Source organism: Halobacillus sp. A1-3 (genome assembly GCF_050971765.1).
In the GTDB taxonomy this organism is placed as follows: Bacteria; Bacillota; Bacilli; order Bacillales; family Halobacillaceae; genus Halobacillus; species Halobacillus mangrovi_B.
The window spans coordinates 115,120-131,645 of the sequence record NZ_JBPCEO010000008.1 but is presented as its reverse complement, the minus strand read 5'-3'; the positions used below and the strand labels follow the sequence as shown (position 1 = coordinate 131,645).

General features: G+C 41.7%; 15 protein-coding genes. 10 read left to right on the top strand and 5 right to left on the bottom strand.

The window, feature by feature from the left end; genetic code table 11:
- Positions 1–115: 115 nt before the first annotated feature.
- On the bottom strand, positions 116–3,544 hold the full coding sequence (locus ACRYKC_RS14850) for a hypothetical protein (protein WP_433807690.1): 3,429 nt from the start codon (positions 3,542–3,544) through the stop codon (positions 116–118).
- A 161-nt stretch (positions 3,545–3,705) separates the two neighbouring features.
- Here ACRYKC_RS14850 and ACRYKC_RS14845 point away from each other — a divergent pair, with 161 nt between their 5' ends.
- Positions 3,706–4,854 carry a conserved virulence factor C family protein gene (locus ACRYKC_RS14845; RefSeq protein ID WP_433807688.1) on the top strand — a complete coding sequence of 383 codons (1,149 nt, stop codon included), beginning with the start codon at positions 3,706–3,708 and terminating at the stop codon, positions 4,852–4,854.
- 10 nt (positions 4,855–4,864) lie between these two features.
- Entirely contained in the window at positions 4,865–5,293 is a 429-nt protein-coding gene (locus ACRYKC_RS14840; protein WP_433807686.1) for a BrxA/BrxB family bacilliredoxin, read from the top strand.
- 31 nt (positions 5,294–5,324) lie between these two features.
- Here the strand turns inward: ACRYKC_RS14840 and ACRYKC_RS14835 are convergent, their stop codons facing one another.
- Complete coding sequence (locus ACRYKC_RS14835) at positions 5,325–5,465, bottom strand: hypothetical protein (protein ID WP_433807684.1); 141 nt, start codon at positions 5,463–5,465, stop codon at positions 5,325–5,327.
- A gap of 490 nt (positions 5,466–5,955) precedes the next feature.
- On the opposite strand from ACRYKC_RS14835, the gene ACRYKC_RS14830 reads away from it, so the two are divergent.
- Positions 5,956–7,191 carry a molybdopterin-dependent oxidoreductase gene (locus tag ACRYKC_RS14830; RefSeq protein WP_433807682.1) on the top strand — a complete coding sequence of 412 codons (1,236 nt, stop codon included), beginning with the start codon at positions 5,956–5,958 and terminating at the stop codon, positions 7,189–7,191.
- A 103-nt stretch (positions 7,192–7,294) separates the two neighbouring features.
- Entirely contained in the window at positions 7,295–7,468 is a 174-nt protein-coding gene (locus tag ACRYKC_RS14825) for a hypothetical protein (RefSeq protein WP_433807680.1), read from the top strand.
- 62 nt (positions 7,469–7,530) lie between these two features.
- On the opposite strand, the gene mscL is transcribed toward ACRYKC_RS14825, so the two are convergent.
- A complete protein-coding gene (mscL, locus tag ACRYKC_RS14820) occupies positions 7,531–8,022 on the bottom strand; it encodes a large conductance mechanosensitive channel protein MscL (protein WP_433807678.1) in 492 nt (163 codons plus the stop codon).
- A gap of 165 nt (positions 8,023–8,187) precedes the next feature.
- On the opposite strand from mscL, the gene ACRYKC_RS14815 reads away from it, so the two are divergent.
- The gene (locus tag ACRYKC_RS14815; protein ID WP_433807676.1) at positions 8,188–9,507 is read left to right on the top strand and encodes a TrkH family potassium uptake protein; all 1,320 of its coding nucleotides are present in this window, start codon (positions 8,188–8,190) and stop codon (positions 9,505–9,507) included.
- Between the two features lie 228 nt (positions 9,508–9,735).
- Here ACRYKC_RS14815 and ACRYKC_RS14810 read toward each other — a convergent pair whose 3' ends face one another.
- Complete coding sequence (locus ACRYKC_RS14810) at positions 9,736–10,866, bottom strand: IscS subfamily cysteine desulfurase (RefSeq protein ID WP_433807674.1); 1,131 nt, start codon at positions 10,864–10,866, stop codon at positions 9,736–9,738.
- A gap of 101 nt (positions 10,867–10,967) precedes the next feature.
- On the opposite strand from ACRYKC_RS14810, the gene nadB reads away from it, so the two are divergent.
- The 4 genes from nadB (at position 10,968) to ACRYKC_RS14790 (ending at position 15,161) form a co-directional block, all read left to right on the top strand.
- A complete protein-coding gene (nadB, locus tag ACRYKC_RS14805; protein WP_433807672.1) occupies positions 10,968–12,533 on the top strand; it encodes an L-aspartate oxidase in 1,566 nt (521 codons plus the stop codon).
- On the top strand, positions 12,514–13,368 hold the full coding sequence (nadC, locus tag ACRYKC_RS14800; RefSeq protein WP_433807670.1) for a carboxylating nicotinate-nucleotide diphosphorylase: 855 nt from the start codon (positions 12,514–12,516) through the stop codon (positions 13,366–13,368). The genes nadB and nadC overlap by 20 nt, the downstream gene beginning before the upstream one ends.
- The gene (gene nadA, locus ACRYKC_RS14795) at positions 13,365–14,471 is read left to right on the top strand and encodes a quinolinate synthase NadA (protein ID WP_433807668.1); all 1,107 of its coding nucleotides are present in this window, start codon (positions 13,365–13,367) and stop codon (positions 14,469–14,471) included. The genes nadC and nadA overlap by 4 nt, the downstream gene beginning before the upstream one ends.
- 66 nt (positions 14,472–14,537) lie before the next feature.
- Positions 14,538–15,161, top strand: coding sequence for a TetR/AcrR family transcriptional regulator (locus ACRYKC_RS14790; protein WP_433807666.1), 624 nt, complete (start codon positions 14,538–14,540; stop codon positions 15,159–15,161).
- Between the two features lie 91 nt (positions 15,162–15,252).
- Here the strand turns inward: ACRYKC_RS14790 and ACRYKC_RS14785 are convergent, their stop codons facing one another.
- Positions 15,253–16,164 carry an endonuclease I family protein gene (locus tag ACRYKC_RS14785; RefSeq protein ID WP_433807664.1) on the bottom strand — a complete coding sequence of 304 codons (912 nt, stop codon included), beginning with the start codon at positions 16,162–16,164 and terminating at the stop codon, positions 15,253–15,255.
- 171 nt (positions 16,165–16,335) lie between these two features.
- Between ACRYKC_RS14785 and ACRYKC_RS14780 the strand changes: the two genes are divergently transcribed.
- A complete protein-coding gene (locus ACRYKC_RS14780; RefSeq protein WP_085031550.1) occupies positions 16,336–16,521 on the top strand; it encodes an H-type small acid-soluble spore protein in 186 nt (61 codons plus the stop codon).
- Positions 16,522–16,526 lie beyond the last annotated feature (5 nt).

Genomic DNA, 16,526 nt, shown 5'->3' with positions numbered 1-16,526 from the left:
CTCCTTCCAATCCACTTATTCTACGTCTGAATGCCAATCTAGTTTCACTATTTTGATAAAATCTGTATAAAAATGAAGGAGTCTGTCGTCATGACAGACTCCTTCACGAGTTTATTTAATTCCACTTTTTGAAAGATAACCATAGTCGTTTTAATTTTCGTTCCACAGGCTTCTCAGAATCAGAACGCTGCTTTTGCCATTCATTATAACTGGCGATTCCAATAAGAAGCAGTCCGGCTAACAGCAAGTATACCCACCATGGGACATTTCCCCAATAAGGTCGTGTCTGATAGATGACATTGAAGATTAGAACACCCATTCCTACGAAAAAATAGGATTTGATACGGAACTGCATTCCTAAAATCATTGAGATTAAAGATAAACCGCCAATTATCCACGCATCCCAAATTGTATGGCTTTGAATTGCGTCAATTACAAGGTAAGCGGCGGTCAGCAGAACCATTCCAAACTGAATGTGATTCATCATGTAAGGATACTCTTTCCACTTTTGTCCTCTCACAAAAGAAAGAACGACTAGAACTGGCAAGACTTGAAGCTCAGCTTCGATTAAATCAGGAATCCATTCACGGTACTCAAGCAAAACCAGAATATACGAAGCGTAAAGACTGATCACTCCCGCTGTGTAGAATATCTTGTCCCCTAAAGGCTGCTGCCACTTAGATGCGTTAAAAAAGAACCATACCCCAGCAAATAGGACTGGAATAATTCTGATCCAGACATTTTCGTCGATAGCCGTTACCGTATTCAAATAGACCAAATACACAAGCGCTGTCCATGAGTAAGCATCCGCTTTAACACCAGGTCCAATTAATAATCTATGGAAGAAACGACTGGCAGCAAGAAGAGCCGCTACACACCCAACGAGGACCATGACTAGAATTTCTCTCTCCCAGCCGACATTCATCTCCTCCCAGAGATCAATCGTCATCATTAATGGAATAAATTGAACGATTGACCATTCTCGGCGGTGCAAAAAGAAGAGGACGAGACAAACATAACTGAGGATCGGGAACAACTCAAATGCCGGAATATCTTCAAATCTAGTGATAAGCAAAAACAGCCCGAGTATAGAGAACGGAATCACATACCATTCGATTCTTCGCTTCCACACGTAAGATGCTCCTCCCCATATTCCAGTAATCGCTATACTGGTTAGGAAAAAGGCATATTCATTTGGTACCGTATTCCACCAACGATAATAACTTGGAAGCGTTGAGATAAGGAAAAACAAGACCGTCAAAAATCCGTACAGCATTAGCTTGATTTCCCATTCTCTCTTCGCTGAAAACGCACTGAACCCATAAAGGCTGAGCGGTACACATAAAATCAAGGGATGGATCGTCGGCACGTTAATTTGATCCAACATAATAGCAGCTATAACCAGTGGGAGAAGAATGTGCGCTGTTCCATAAAAGTATGGACGGAGCTCAAGCCTATTCTTTTGCCCAAGTTCCCCAATTAACATCAAAAGGACAGGTGCAAAAGTCATATAAGTGACGAAAGAAGAAAACGTCTCAAAAGCAAATGTGTCTAGTAAGGAAGTGTAGAAGGAAAGTGTGACAAGTGATACGAGCACCCACAGTACTCGCTCTTTTGAATACTGGACAAGCCCTATCATCATGCCAATTCCAACAAATAGAAGCAACGGCCTGATAAAAGTTGGGTTGATTTGTGCGTGATTTAATAGCAAGATCATAGCCAGTATATAGGAACCCTGACCTACGTAGAATGTTGATTTCGCCAGTTCTTTTTCTTTGAATCTCTCCCAACCGTAATGAATTGCCAAAAGGAAAATCCCCGTAACAGCTAAGTGAAATGGAAGGGCTAAACCTCCCTCATATGCAGGATACAGATGAACCAGCGGGTTATAGAATAGGACGGCAGCCAACCACAGCGTTACTGGTTGAATCCAATAGGTTGTCTCTTTAATATCCTTACTATCTGTTTTTCTTTTAACGAGATAAGCAAGTATAGCAATGATTAAAAACATAAATGAGCTATAACCGTAAAACAACTCATTCAAGCTATAAGCGATACATGCGATCAAAACAAAAACGGATGTATAAAAGGAGCTATCCTGAACAGATTTCAGAGAGCGCTGGTTTGTCCATAAACCTACATAAACCAACAAAAGAGAAGCACCTAAGAATACGAACATGAAAAGCGGCCCTGCTTGGATTAACTCCCACAACTGCCACAGCGTCACGAAGAAAAAGACCGGCGTCATATAAGCGAAAACCAGATGCTTTGTAAGGTTGGAAAGAATCAGGTAATTTGCCGTGATGATCCCATAAGCAGCCAAAAGAATCCACGATCCTTCTTCCCCTCTTAAGGCAATGCTTTCGTAACTGATATAGACGAAAGCAAAGAATGAAACAACACCACTCGTATAACGAAACACTTTTTCTATAAATCTATGATTCTTAAATACATTGGCAAAACCTAAGTAAATCAAACCGACGACAGCATAGACCGTCACATCGATCGACTGTAAAGGAGAGTGCTCCACAAGCTGATACACAGCATAAACAACCATGACTGAGAAGACAAACTGGTACTCTTTTGTTTTGTAGACAAATACCATAGCCATATAAATAATTGCCGTTAACAGGAGATTGAAGCTGTAGAAGACTTCACTTTCAAAGAAAAACAGCAAAAGAACTGTTGAAAGGATGAGATTCAGCTGAGCATATAAAGGCACTTCCTTCAAAAACAACTGCCACCTCTTCGAATCTTTGTAACGTGCGTAAAAGAGAAGCAGACTTGCATTGTAGACCATCAGCATTAAATAAAAAGCATCAACATTCAGCGGAAGCGCACCAAGAGCAAAGCCTACCGCCAGGGATAAAAACACCAGGGATATCCATACATACAACCGGGAGGTATGAGCGTATGCATTCCGAATGTATAACGGGAGCGGGATCAATGTCCCAACTAAACCAAGAAGATATCTCCCTTCCCCAAACAATGATAAGTAACTGCCAAAAAGCTCAAAGTAACCGATTGCAAGAATTACAATGGGAATGAGCAAACTCCCTAAAGTTAGAAAAGCAAAGGCGGTTTGGGTGATTTTGAGAAATCGTCCTGTAATATAACTCAATCCAAGGAAAAACAGGGAAACAAACGATATAGAGAAAACTTTAAGTCCTGGCCCCATTTGATCCCACTGGCTTGTTGCAACAATAAGCCCTGTAATAAGCAATAGAGAAACACCTAAAATGAGAGACCATGTAATATTTCGCTCGCGGATCTGTTCTGCTGTTTTTACTTTTTTCTTCTTAGGGATTTTGACTGGTTCTTTGGATTCTACAGATTTTTGGATGGGCTCTGCTGTCTCCTTGATAAATTCTTCCTTATGCTCTCTTTCCGCATCCTGTTTTTTATGTTCACGATCTTCTATAAAAGAACGATTAGCTTCTACCACTTTCATGTACTCTTCTTCTGACAGGTAGCCGTTACTCCACAACTGAATCAGTTTTTCTTTGAAAACTTCCCGTTTCTTTTCCTCTGATAAATGAGACACCTTTCCCCCTCCCCACACTATTTTAGTGTAATATTACACAATTAAAGAAATAGTTTCAACCTTTTATTTCCAATATAATCCTCTCTATTATCCTATTCATGGATGAGGGATGGATTCTTTGATAAAATAAATCCTATACACGTGATTAGGGGGAATGACGAATGAAGATTGTATCGATAGAACCAACGCCTAGCCCTAACTCAATGAAAATCAATTTAAATGAGCAGCTGCCTGATGGTGAAACTCATAACTATAAACAGGGGGATGACCTGAATGGTGCCCCTGAGTTTGTACAGCAACTCTTTGAAATTGAGGGTGTAAAAGGTCTATATCATGTGCTGGACTTCATTGCGCTTGAACGTAACGCGAGAGTCTCATGGGAAACGATTCTTCCTGAAGTCCGATCCGTATTCGGCTCCACTTTAAACGAAGAAGAAACCCCAACTGAAACAAACCAGCCTGAAGCCGATGATTCATTCGGCGAAGTAAAAGTTTTCGTTCAAATGTTCCGTGGCATTCCCATGCAGGTGAAGCTTGAAGACGGTGATGAAGAAAAACGTGTCGGTCTACCCGAGCGCTTCATGAATGCATCCATGAAAGCCGCCCCAGCTTCTCCGAATATGATTATGGAACGCCAATGGGTTGAGCAAAGTCCTCGCTATGGTGATTCGGATGAAATCGGCGAACAAGTGAAAGAAGAAATCTCTGCAAGTTACGACGAAGAACGACTGGAATCCCTTGTTAAACAAGCGTTTGATGAGGAATCGGATGGTCCCGAGCCTGCTCGCAGCGAGTCGAAGATTACGTTAGAAACGTTGGATCATGACGACTGGAAAGTTCGGTACGCTGCTTTAGACCAAATGAATCCGACTGCCAATGATTATCGCATTTTGGACAAGGCGTTAGATGATGAGAAAGCGTCAATCCGCAGACTCGCCACTGCTTATTTAGGGATGATCGAGGAACTGGAGACACTCCCTTATCTATACAAAGCTTTAAATGATAAGACTGTTACGGTTCGCCGTACAGCTGGTGACTGCATCTCTGACTTAGGCTTTAAAGAGGCCATGCCAAAAATGATTGAATCCTTATCCGATCCCAATAAGCTAGTTCGCTGGCGTGCTGCGATGTTCCTATATGAACTAGGTGATGAAACCGCTCTTCCTGCTCTAAAAAAAGCGGCAGATGATCCGGAATTCGAAGTGCGTTTACAAATCAACATGGCCATTGAACGTATTGAAGGCGGCGAAGAAGCCAAAGGCTCTGTGTGGCACCAAATGACTCAAGCCACTAAAAACAAACAACAATAGGAGGATTACAATGAATCCATATGAAGCATATATGAAAGAAATTTCTCAACCGATGCGTGATGAATTGACCAATGCTGGTTTTTCTGAATTAACAACACCCGAAGAAGTCGATGAGTTTATCAGCTCTGCAAAAGGCACTTCTCTTGTCGTCATTAATTCTGTTTGCGGCTGTGCAGCAGGACTTGCTCGTCCGTCTGCTAGAGAGTCTTTGAACAATGAAAAGAAACCTGAACATCTTGTTACTGTTTTTGCAGGTCAGGATCGTGAAGCCACTTCTCGAATGAGAGACTATTTGGAAGGCTACGAACCATCCTCCCCTTCTATGGCTCTATTAAAGGATGGCCAGGTGCTGCACTTCATTCCACGTGAAGAAATTGAAGATCATGAGGTTGAAGAGATTATTGAGAACTTAACTACTGCCTACAACAAATACTGTTAAATTCTAAAGCGTCCTTTAACAGGGCGCTTTTTTATGCACATTGCAAATCATTCGATCTAACTACTGAATCGAAATTTGGTTCATACATCAACGTAAGAACGAGTCCAGGCAGCCCTTCAACCGCTCCCCATAAGACGATAAAGATGAGCAAGAACACGATAAACTTTTTCATGAAAACACCTCTCCCTTCTTTACGTTTTCGGTCTGGAAATTGTTTCAATCATTTTATAGAAGAATAGAACACTTTCAATAGTTTAGTAAGGTTTACTTAAGTGGTCTGTGAGTCCTGTTGATTACTAGAATGTAACGATTGAAACCATGCACTGTCACTATAAGTACAATCACGAGAGAAGTGATCGCAACAGCTATAAACTTAACCGTGAAAGAATCCGCTTTGCTGTTCGTCAGCCGCCCATCCGAAACTAGTGTGTTTTAGAGCCCACTGTGCCTATCAGATTTAGATACTGTCTATGAAGGCGACACGCCTACTGTGACGGTTCATTTGCGCCGATTGCGGGAAAAGATAGAAAAAAAGTCTTCACACCCTACTCTTCTTCGTGATGTGGGGATTTTGGATATAAGTTTAATCGGAGGGAATTATGATGAGGAGTGAAAAGTATGCCTTTTTTCAAATTCTATTGCCACTTGAAGGAGTGTAAATTGTGGATAAAAGTGTTTTCTATCAACTGCAGAAGAAATATAGCCAAAAGTTAAAACAGATTCACCATTGGAACGCCATCCTCTTCACTTTTCTCTCTTTTACCGGCCTCATCCTCGTCTCCTCTGATTTCAGACAATGGGTTCCACAGGTAAGAATTTGGGTGAAAGACGTTCATATTTGGGCAGGTTTTGTCAGTATTCTACCGTTAGTTTTCTATGGGCCAAAAATGATTCGCCACTTACAAACTCTTAAGAAAAGGAAGGCTAACAGACAGAACCTCTACATCGTTTTATTTATCCTTCTATCTTTAATTCTATCAGGGCTTATCTTAACTTATCACCGCAGCTTCGCCCCCTGGTTTAGTTCTTTTGCTTTAATTGTCCACGACCTCATGACATGGATTGGCGTGCCTTACCTTCTTTATCACAGCATTACAAGAAGCTTGTGGTTTAAAAAACTGGAAAAGCGACGAATAGAAAAACTTAGGGAGAAAAGGATGATCATTGAGGACGGGAACCCAATATTGAGCCGGCGTTCACTTTTACGACGCGGGACAGGTGCCGCTATAGCACTGATTTTTACACCGTTCATCTATCAATGGGTAAAACCTTATCTCGGATCACCGTCGTCACCCCCGCCCTCGTCTCCACTCCCGTTAACAGAAGTGTTTTCTCCTTTGCCTTCACCTGCACCGAAGTCAAAGCCTCCAATTGGCGGGGGGCGAAGAGGAAGTTTCCGTTATTACACCGTAACAACTATGCCAGAGATCACCGATAAAAACTTCTCCTTCAAAATCGACGGACTTGTAGACCAACCTCAATCCTGGAATTGGAAGCAATTTGTCGAGCTGAATCGTGATGTGCAAGTATCGAATTTCCATTGTGTCACAGGCTGGAGCGTCTATGATGTAAGGTGGGAAGGAATTAAACTGAAGGATTTGCTGGAACGTGTTGGCATCAATAAGGAAGCCAAATATGTGAAATTTTACTCCCAGGACGGGGTCTACACCGATACCTTAACAATTGACCAGTCAATGGGTGATGACATTATAGTTGCGATGCTGATTGATGGCGAGCTTATCGAAAATCGTAATGGTGGTCCAGTCCGGCTGATCGTTCCTAAAATGTACGCCTACAAGTCAGTAAAGTGGCTAAACCGCATTGAATTGATCGATCATGAGCATATCGGGTATTGGGAAAAACGAGGCTATGATAAAGATGCCTGGATCAAAACGTGAATATTTTGAACATTTACCAATATTTTATATCTTGTTTATTCTCCTTTTACAAAAATAAGGTAAAAATAAGATGTACTCTATTTTTGAAAGGGGATTTTCACGCATGTTGAAAAAATGGATGCTTGCCATCGGACTCGTTTCAGTACTTACATTAGCTGCTTGTGGTGGAGGAGAAGAAGGCGATACGGAAGAACAAGAACAGCAAGAACAAGAGTCCGGTGAAATGGAAGGCGATTCCGGTTCTGAAGAAGGTACAGAGACTGAAACTGAAGAATAAAAGAACAAGAAGGTGGACCTGATAGACAGGTTCACCTTCTTTTTAATTGTATAAAAACGTATTTATTTTACTTTCCACTTCGGTTTAGAAGGCTTCCACCGATCCTCTTTTTTCGTAAGAGAAGATGCACAGTTTGGACAAATAACTGCTTGAGTTGGAATTGGCATACAACAATAGGGACATTCTTTTTTTGTCATTGAATGTAAAGGGTGCTGGTGGGGCTTTTTCCAACGGTTGATCTGTCTCACCACTAAAAAAACAGCAAATAGAATGATCAGAAATCTCACAGTAGCTGTAATAAACAACCCATAATTAATGGTTGCAGCCCCTGCCTCCTTTGCTGCAGATAAGGAAGGATAAAAATCGCCGGTCAGACTTATAAACAAACTCTCGAAATTCATTTTCGAATACAATAGCCCGATTGGCGGAAGAAGGATGTCTGTGACGAGCGAATCAATGAATCCGCTAAAAGCCGCGCCTAACACCATCCCGACTCCCATATCGACCGCGCTCCCTCTGACAGTGAACTCGCGGAATTCTCGAAACAACCCCATCCTATCTCTCCTCTCTCCCCTTATGTCTATGAGGAAGCTGGACAAACTATGAGAATAGAGCAAATGTAAAGTTTATCGCTCTAACAAAATCCGGGACTTTTATCCCGTTTATCTTCCATACTTCTGAATTATAATTAAGAGCAATCTTTAGAAGAAGGTGTCGTCATGAAAGCTAAAGCTGTAGATTTTAATCCTGCTCAAACATTGATTCTTGTTTTTATATCTTTGATTGCATTAGGCACAATTTTACTTATGCTTCCAATCTCAACAACAGAAAGTATAACCTTTCTAGATGCCTTATTTACCGCAACCTCAGCCATGACCGTAACAGGGCTGATTGTCGTGGATACAGGTACTGCTTTTACCATGTTCGGTGAAATCATTATCATGGCTTTAATTCAATTAGGTGGTCTTGGTATCATGACCTTTGCCGTTCTTATCTTTATCATTCTCGGCAAAAAGATTGGCATAAAAGAGCGTTTATTAGTTCGCCAGGCGTTAAACCAAACTTCCCTCGGGGGGATCATCCGGCTTGTTCGTAAGTTATTTATTTTTTCCATCACGATGGAGGCGATAGCTGTCGTGCTGCTTTCACTGAGATGGGTACCCGAAATGGGCTGGTCGGATGGTATTTACGCGAGTATCTTTCATTCGATATCGGCCTTTAATAATGCTGGATTCTCCATCTGGTCGGACAGTTTATCCGGCTATGTTACCGATCCGGTCATCAATATTGTTATCACGTTTCTGTTTATCATCGGAGGCGTCGGTTTTACAGTCGTCTTTGATGTATGGAAAAGTAAAGAATTCCGGCATCTTGCGCTGCATACGAAGGTGATGCTGATAGGTACGATTGTCGTAAATGTTTTCAGTATATTTATGATTTTCGTATTGGAATTTAACAATTCGAACACCATTGGAGATTTTTCAACGTCAGGCAAGTGGATTGCTTCCTATTTTCAAGCGGTAACACCTCGAACAGCCGGATTCAATACAATTGATATCGGTCAAATGGAAGAATCCTCTCTATTTTATATACTTTTGCTTATGTTTGTGGGAGGCGGAAGTGGATCGACAGCCGGAGGAATCAAGCTTTCAACAGCCTTGATTATTATCCTTGCAGCCATCGCTTTCTTTCGTGAAAAAGAACATCCGAACCTTTACCGACGCAGCTTATCGAATCATCTGATTCTAAGGGCTCTCGCGTTAACAGTCGGTAGTGTCATGGTTGTTTTCGTTTCTTCTTTCATTTTGAACATGTCAGAAGACGCCCCCTTTCTAGTCATTCTGTTCGAAACGATATCTGCTTTTGGTACAGTGGGACTGTCTATGGGGCTGACAGGCAGTTTAACCACGATAGGGAAAGTAATGATTATTGTAACCATGCTGGTCGGGAAATTAGGACCTTTAACATTTGCTTTTGCCTTTGCTACTCAAAAACCTGACCCTATTAAATATCCGAGTGAAGACGTTTTAACTGGATGACATATAAAAGGGGTCTGGGACAAAACTTAAGCATTTCTAAAGAAGAACAATGAAGGGAAGTAGAGGTAGCAGCTACCTTTCTGCCTTCCAATGCAAATGAACAAAGTAATGGAAGGGATTGGACATGTTGCATAAAAAATTCGAATGACGGTGAATCTTTGTCCTAAGAATTTCACCATCATTCGGATTATAAAAATGGCTAAAACACTTTTGTCCCAACTACTGTCCTTATACTTTCGATTTTCGATCAGCCATGACTTTCTTTAAACAGTTCGCCAGACCTTCAATATCCTCTTTCGAGTGAAGATGACTGAAAGACAAGCGGATAAATGTTTTCGCCTCTTGTTCAGAGACGCCCATGGACAGAAGAGTTTTAGGCGGGCCATCACTTCTTGCCTGACAGGCACTGCCAGTAGAAAATGCATATCCTTTACGGTTTGCCTCAAGCATTGTCCACTGGCCGTCTATTCCATTAATCCCTAGTCCAAGTATAGGAACCTCGTTCAACTCTCCGAAAACCGTTATTTCTGAAGATACCTCACCAATTACTTCTAGAAAATACTTCTTATGCTTTTGGATAATCACTTGATGCTCTTCAATTAATTTAACACAGTGATCAGCCGCAACAGTAAAACCGGCAACACCAGGGGTATTGACCGTGCCTGCTCTCACTCCAGATTCATGAGTGGTGTTTGGCAACAGAGCTCTGAAGGACAAACTCGGTCGGATATAGACGGCCCCGACCCCTTTTGGGCCATACACTTTATGACTTGAAATAGACAGGCTATCTAAGTATGGTGTGATGGATGTAAGGTCGATTTTCCCAAAAGATTGAACACAATCACTATGAAATAGACTTCCCGATTTCTTACAAAGAGTGTGGATTCGTTCAATCGGCTGAATGGTTCCGATATCTGCATTAACATGCTGAATTGTAACAAGCGCTGTATCTTCCCTCATCAACTCCTCTAGTTGATTCACATCAACATATCCACTTGAAGTTAAAGGGACTCTACTTACTTCATAACCTTCTCGCTCAAATTTTGTCAGTAGGTTCTGGATGGATGAATGTTCAGCCTCTGAAGCAATAATGTGGGTTCCAGGGTGAGCGTCTAACAACGCGTGAAGTCCGAGCACGTTGCTCTCCGTTCCTCCACTTGTAAAATAAATCCCTTCCGCTTCAGCATTGATCAACCTTGAAAATGTTTTTCGGCAATGCTCTAAAAGCGTACTCGCTTTCGTCCCCACATCATGTAAACTGCTTGTATTTCCGTAAAATTCTCTAGAACTTCGCATATATGCTTCAAGCGCTTCTTCCTGAATTGGGCAAGTAGCGGCATAGTCGAAATAAGTCGTCATTTCATCTTTCCTCTCCCTTTTTTATATAAAACACTTGTCATAAGTTTAATTGTGTGTAAATATAGGTGTCAATACACATGTAAATTTACAGGAGGACTGTAATGAATAAAGCGGACGTCATTATTGTAGGAAGCGGCATAGCCTCCTTACAATTAGCGAGACATTTACGTAAGGATTTAAATGTGATTGTTCTCACAAAGTCAGAGCTGAATCAAAGTAATTCAACCTATGCTCAAGGCGGTATTGCTGCTGCTCTGCATGAGGATGACCATCCTCGCGCCCACTATCTGGATACGATGGAAGCTGGAAGATACATGAACGACTCCTCCAAAACACTGCAAATGACCAGTGAAGCTCCTGAGATAATCCATGACCTTATCCAGGATGGATGTGTTTTTGATTATGAGGAAAACGGGGCGCTTTCACTTGGAAAAGAAGGAGCTCACAACTATAACCGAATCGTTCATGGAGGAGGCGATCAGACAGGTAGACGAATAGTGGAAGGATTAGTTTCGAAACTTTCCTCCAATATCTCAATCTATGAAAATCAATTTGTTTTTGAACTGGCGAAGGATGCCGCTGGAGTATGCTGCGGAGTTAGAAGTAAAAGTGCGGATGGACGTCATCACTTATATACAGCCCCCCATGTTGTGTTGGCAACGGGAGGATGCGGTCAATTGTACACGTACACCTCGAACGCAGAAACGGTCACAGGCGATGGGATATCATTGGCGTATTTAGCTGGAGCAGAGCTTTCTGATATGGAGTTCATTCAATTTCACCCAACCTTGCTTTACAAAAACGGAAAAACAAAAGGCCTCGTTTCAGAAGCAGTCAGAGGTGAAGGTGCCGAGCTCATTGATGAAAACGGAAACCGGCTGATGCAGAATATCCACCCTCTGAAAGATTTAGCACCAAGGCATGTAGTTGCTCAAACGATATACGCTCACTTACATAAAGGCGGGCATGTTTACTTAGATATTCGTTCTATTCCGAATTTCATAGAACGATTTCCAACGATAACGTCGATGTGCGAGCATAATGACATTTCTATTAAAGACGGGTTAATTCCAGTTGCCCCTGGGTGTCACTTTTCCATGGGAGGGATCAGCATTGATAACTTAGGGAGGACAACGGTAAGCGGACTTTACGCAATCGGTGAAGCTGCCTGCTCTGGTGTCCACGGTGCCAACCGCTTAGCGAGTAACTCTCTGCTTGAAGGCCTGGTTTACGGAAAAAGACTTGCCTATTATATTAACCACAATCATTTCACTCAGATTAAAAAACCTGTAGAACGAATCTATGATTATAGTCCTTCTTCACTTCCACTGCCTGCAAGAGAAGAGATTCAAAGACGAATGATGGAGAATGTCGGAATTGTCAGATCAGAAATCGACCTGTTGCAGCATAAAGAGTGGCTGGAATCTTTCCCTATTTATGAAATTCCTGAATTTGACTTGAGCTTGCTCACTACCGAACAAGTAAACATCTTGTTGATGCTTCAAACCGCTCATTTGATTACGTGTTCTGCACTAGAGCGAGAAGAAAGCCGCGGTGGTCATTTCAGAAGTGATTATCCTGAGGAAATAGAGTTATGGAAAAGCAAGCAAATTGTCCAACAAAGAAATTTGGAAAGAAGGGACACTCATGAACAAATTGAAACTTAAGAGAAAGCTAGAGGAATTCTTCATTGAGGATATTGGAGACCATGACGTAACAAGCGATTATCTTTTTCCAGACGATACCGCAGGCGAAATGGTTCTGATCAGTAAACAAGCAGGGATATTTTGTGGATCCGAAGTCATTAATGAGGGGTTTCGTATGTTAGACAGCTCAATTGAGACACAGGTCCACATTCCGGACGGGGCCGCTGCCTCTTCCGGCGTACCCATCGCTACTATAAGTGGTCCAATGGCCAGCCTTTTAAAAGGGGAACGAGTTGTCCTTAACTTGATACAACGAATGAGTGGCATTGCTACAAAAACCAGGAAAGCAGTTCAACTGTTGAATAGCGAACATACACGGATTTGTGATACACGGAAAACGACACCTGGGCTTCGAATGTTTGAAAAGTATGCAGTTAGAGTCGGAGGTGGAGCTAACCATCGTTATGGGCTGTATGATGCTGTCATGATAAAAGATAATCATATCGCTTTTGCCGGGTCAATCTTGGAGGCGGTAAAAAAAGTCCGTTCTGAGCTCGGACATATGGTCAAGATTGAAGTGGAAACAGAGAATGAAAATCAGGTTCTAGAGGCGGTAGAGGCAGGCGCAGATTGCATTATGTTTGATAACTGTACTCATGAATACATTAAATACCTCCTTACTCTTGTCCCAGAGACGATCACGACGGAAGTTTCCGGAGGAATCACACTAGAGAATTTAGCTTCTTACGGTAATCTCTCTGTTGATTATATTTCATTAGGCGCACTGACTCATACCGTTCAAGCTTTGGATATTAGCGCAAAAGTATCAATGAAAATAAAGGAGGAACAACGATGAATCTATTTGAAACAATGGAACAATCGACTCCCACCCTTCCTGAACGCTACAAAGAAATGGGTATAGAGGAACTGGAGCGACGAGTGCAGCATGTGAAGCAGCATATGGGCTCCTGCCTTTTTTTGCCTGGCCATCATTATCAGAAAGAAGAAGTCATTCAGTTTGCTGACGTCCGTGGGGACTCCCTAAAGCTTGCCCAGCTCTCTGCAAGTCAGCAAGAAGCAGAAGCGATTGTGTTTCTTGGTGTACACTTCATGGCAGAGACGGCCGACATTTTAACTAGAGAAGATCAGCACGTTTACCTTCCAGATATGCGGGCTGGGTGCTCTATGGCGGATATGGCAAATATTAATCAAACAGAAAAAGCTTGGACTAAGCTGATGGAAAAGTTCGATGATACTATCCTTCCACTGACCTATGTGAATTCAACTGCAGCGATCAAAGCTTTCGTCGGGAAGCATGGCGGAGCGACAGTCACCTCTTCAAATGCTGCTGGGATGATTGAATGGGCATTTACTCAAAAGGAAAGGATTCTATTTTTACCTGACCAACACCTTGGACGTAACACCGCTTACGACTTGGGCATTCCTCTGGAACAAATGGCTGTGTGGGATCCGATCCTAGAAGAATTAATTCATGAAGTTCCATTAGAAGATGTGAAGGTGATCTTGTGGAAAGGTCACTGTTCTGTCCATGAAAACTTTACTGTCGCTAACGTCCACCAAGTTCGAGAAGATTATCCCGATATGAAAATCATTGTCCACCCTGAATGCAGCCGCGAAGTCGTTTCTTTATCAGATGAAGCCGGTTCTACAAATTACATCATTAACGCAATTGAAAATGCTCCACCCGGAAGTGCCTGGGCAATCGGGACTGAAATGAACCTTGTGAACCGGATTATTCAAGAGCACCCTGAACAACACATCATCTCGTTGAATCCTAGAATGTGTCCATGCCTGACGATGAATCGAATCGACCTTCCTCACCTCGCCTGGTCACTGGAATCTATCGCAGATGGTCAACCACAAAATTTGATTAAAGTAGAGTCTGAAATGGCTTTAGATGCCAAAAAAGCTTTAGATCGTATGTTAGAGAGAGCTTGACTTAAATAAACAAAAATGAGTACACTCATAATTGAGTGTACTCATTTTTTGAGGAGGTAATCTACAATGGGACGAGAAGAAAAGAAACAATTAACCAAAGAGCGAATCTTACATGAGGCCCGTGACCTTTTCTTTACAAAAGGATACGAAGCGACTACCACTGAGGAAGTCGCCAAAAAAGCGGATATTGGAATAGGAACTCTTTTCAATTATTTTGAGTCAAAAGCAGAATTGCTTGTAGAAGTTTTTGCAGAAGAATTCGTGGATGACATGGATGTGATGGATTACAAGATTACGGAAAGTGATCATGAACGAGAAGTTTCTGACTTGGTGTATCACTATATCTATCGCCGTGTGGAACGATACACGCATTTCAGTAAAACGCTGTTCCGCGACATGATGGGCATCGCCGTTCACGCCTTTCAATCCAAGCCAGAAATCTTAAAGAAATTTGTAGGCCTTGATTTTATGCTGGTCGATGAACTGATTGTATTTATGAACCATCTGAAGGATGAAGAAATGCTCTGCCAGAGCTTTGATTCTAATCAAGCAGCAGAAATCATCTATAGTTCCCTCGGTTTTGAATTTTTGATGTACCTTTATCAGGAAGAGCTTACTATGGAGGACTTCCTGAGTGGGATCAGACGGAAAATCGAATTTATCTTAGGAGAAAAGGCTACGATTCGCTGATATACAATCCTATTTTGCTGATATATATCGTCATTCGCTGATATATAGCGGCAAATGCTGATAAAGATAGCTTTATTGACGATATAATGCTTTAGCCAAGTCGAGCTAAATCCGCCATCTCCATCGGAAAATCAATATATGGATTGCGATTTCCCTGAAGTTCGAAAATCGCCTGATTACGGTGAAATTCATAAACTTCAGGTGGCTCTTGTTTATGCCATTGCAGCAAAAGACCTTCATCTATTTTTTGTCGATGAGAAGCTTCTATACAATTTGGATATCTTAATAAAAAATAAAGCATCGCACGGGCTACAGTTCCTTTTGCATATTCCGGTTCAAACAATTCATTCTCCGCTTTCCCGCACTGATCCTCGATGCGATTGAGCTCTGCTTGATCGTCTTTTGGATACCCTTCAAAATCATGGTAAGGGTAATTACTTCTGATCGAATTACACAGAGGTTCGCAAGTAAATAGATGATGAAGGTCACCACGCATGGGCTGCTGCTCATTAAACCAGGATTGAGGCACGGCATGTTCACAGTTGTATTTAAAGGCAGCTGCCACCTCCTCCATCATTTTCACAGGATCCTTAGCTGTCCCTTCGTTTTTCTTCATTTTTTCTTTCCTTTTCTTCGATATTTCATAATCCTCTTGTATAACATCTTCCGGTTCTCTTTTCCCACCAGAATAAATGCTTTGCAACTTTCCATCAGACCTGAGATCCACCCAGGGATAAACGAATTCACTAGGGTCATACCTTAACTCTTTTTGATGTGTTGAATGAATGAGCTTCCGAATCCTTTCGATTGTTTCGTTACTTTTTTCCGACAAATCGATGGACTTATAATACTCAGCTTTTGCTTCCGCATTTTTAGCCTGGTTGAAGTAAACACGATCATCCTCTTTTATTTTCTCTTTATTTACCTTAACTTGAGTCAGAATATTTTTCAGATGCTTCTGGTCCGTGGAAACGGAAATGAATTTGTGCAATTGATTATCCATTGGTACCTCCTATATTACTTTTTCTATACTACCTTTACTGGCCAATTCCCTCCTTTAATAATATTAATGCTTCACGCTCAAGTACTTAACTAAATATTTACATCGATAAGAATATCCTGGACCTTTCATGCGAATATTAAGGTTAGTACTTCATAAAGGAGGACCCTACCTGTGAATAAAGAACGTGCAAAAGAAATTTTCAACTCCCCTGAGATGATTAACGTGACTCATCAGGATAGAGAGGTATACATTGAAGAGGTTATCGAGAGAAATGAAATGGCCCGCATCCATCCGGTGGATCAGCCGAATGTAAATCAAGAAGTTCCTCTCTACGAATTGAAAGAACCTCAGCAATAGAATAG

Bases quoted from the DNA above. Each gene is read 5' to 3' on its own strand.
- ACRYKC_RS14815 (WP_433807676.1), top strand. From the start codon at position 8,188: ATGAAAGCTAAAGCTGTAGATTTTAATCCTGCTCAAACATTGATTCTT.
- ACRYKC_RS14825 (WP_433807680.1), top strand. From the start codon at position 7,295: ATGTTGAAAAAATGGATGCTTGCCATCGGACTCGTTTCAGTACTTACA.
- nadB (WP_433807672.1), top strand. From the start codon at position 10,968: ATGAATAAAGCGGACGTCATTATTGTAGGAAGCGGCATAGCCTCCTTA.
- ACRYKC_RS14790 (WP_433807666.1), top strand. From the start codon at position 14,538: ATGGGACGAGAAGAAAAGAAACAATTAACCAAAGAGCGAATCTTACAT.
- ACRYKC_RS14785 (WP_433807664.1), bottom strand. From the start codon at position 16,164: ATGGATAATCAATTGCACAAATTCATTTCCGTTTCCACGGACCAGAAG.
- mscL (WP_433807678.1), bottom strand. From the start codon at position 8,022: ATGGGGTTGTTTCGAGAATTCCGCGAGTTCACTGTCAGAGGGAGCGCG.
- ACRYKC_RS14835 (WP_433807684.1), bottom strand. From the start codon at position 5,465: ATGAAAAAGTTTATCGTGTTCTTGCTCATCTTTATCGTCTTATGGGGA.
- ACRYKC_RS14840 (WP_433807686.1), top strand. From the start codon at position 4,865: ATGAATCCATATGAAGCATATATGAAAGAAATTTCTCAACCGATGCGT.
- ACRYKC_RS14810 (WP_433807674.1), bottom strand. From the start codon at position 10,866: ATGACGACTTATTTCGACTATGCCGCTACTTGCCCAATTCAGGAAGAA.
- nadC (WP_433807670.1), top strand. From the start codon at position 12,514: ATGAACAAATTGAAACTTAAGAGAAAGCTAGAGGAATTCTTCATTGAG.
- ACRYKC_RS14845 (WP_433807688.1), top strand. From the start codon at position 3,706: ATGAAGATTGTATCGATAGAACCAACGCCTAGCCCTAACTCAATGAAA.
- nadA (WP_433807668.1), top strand. From the start codon at position 13,365: ATGAATCTATTTGAAACAATGGAACAATCGACTCCCACCCTTCCTGAA.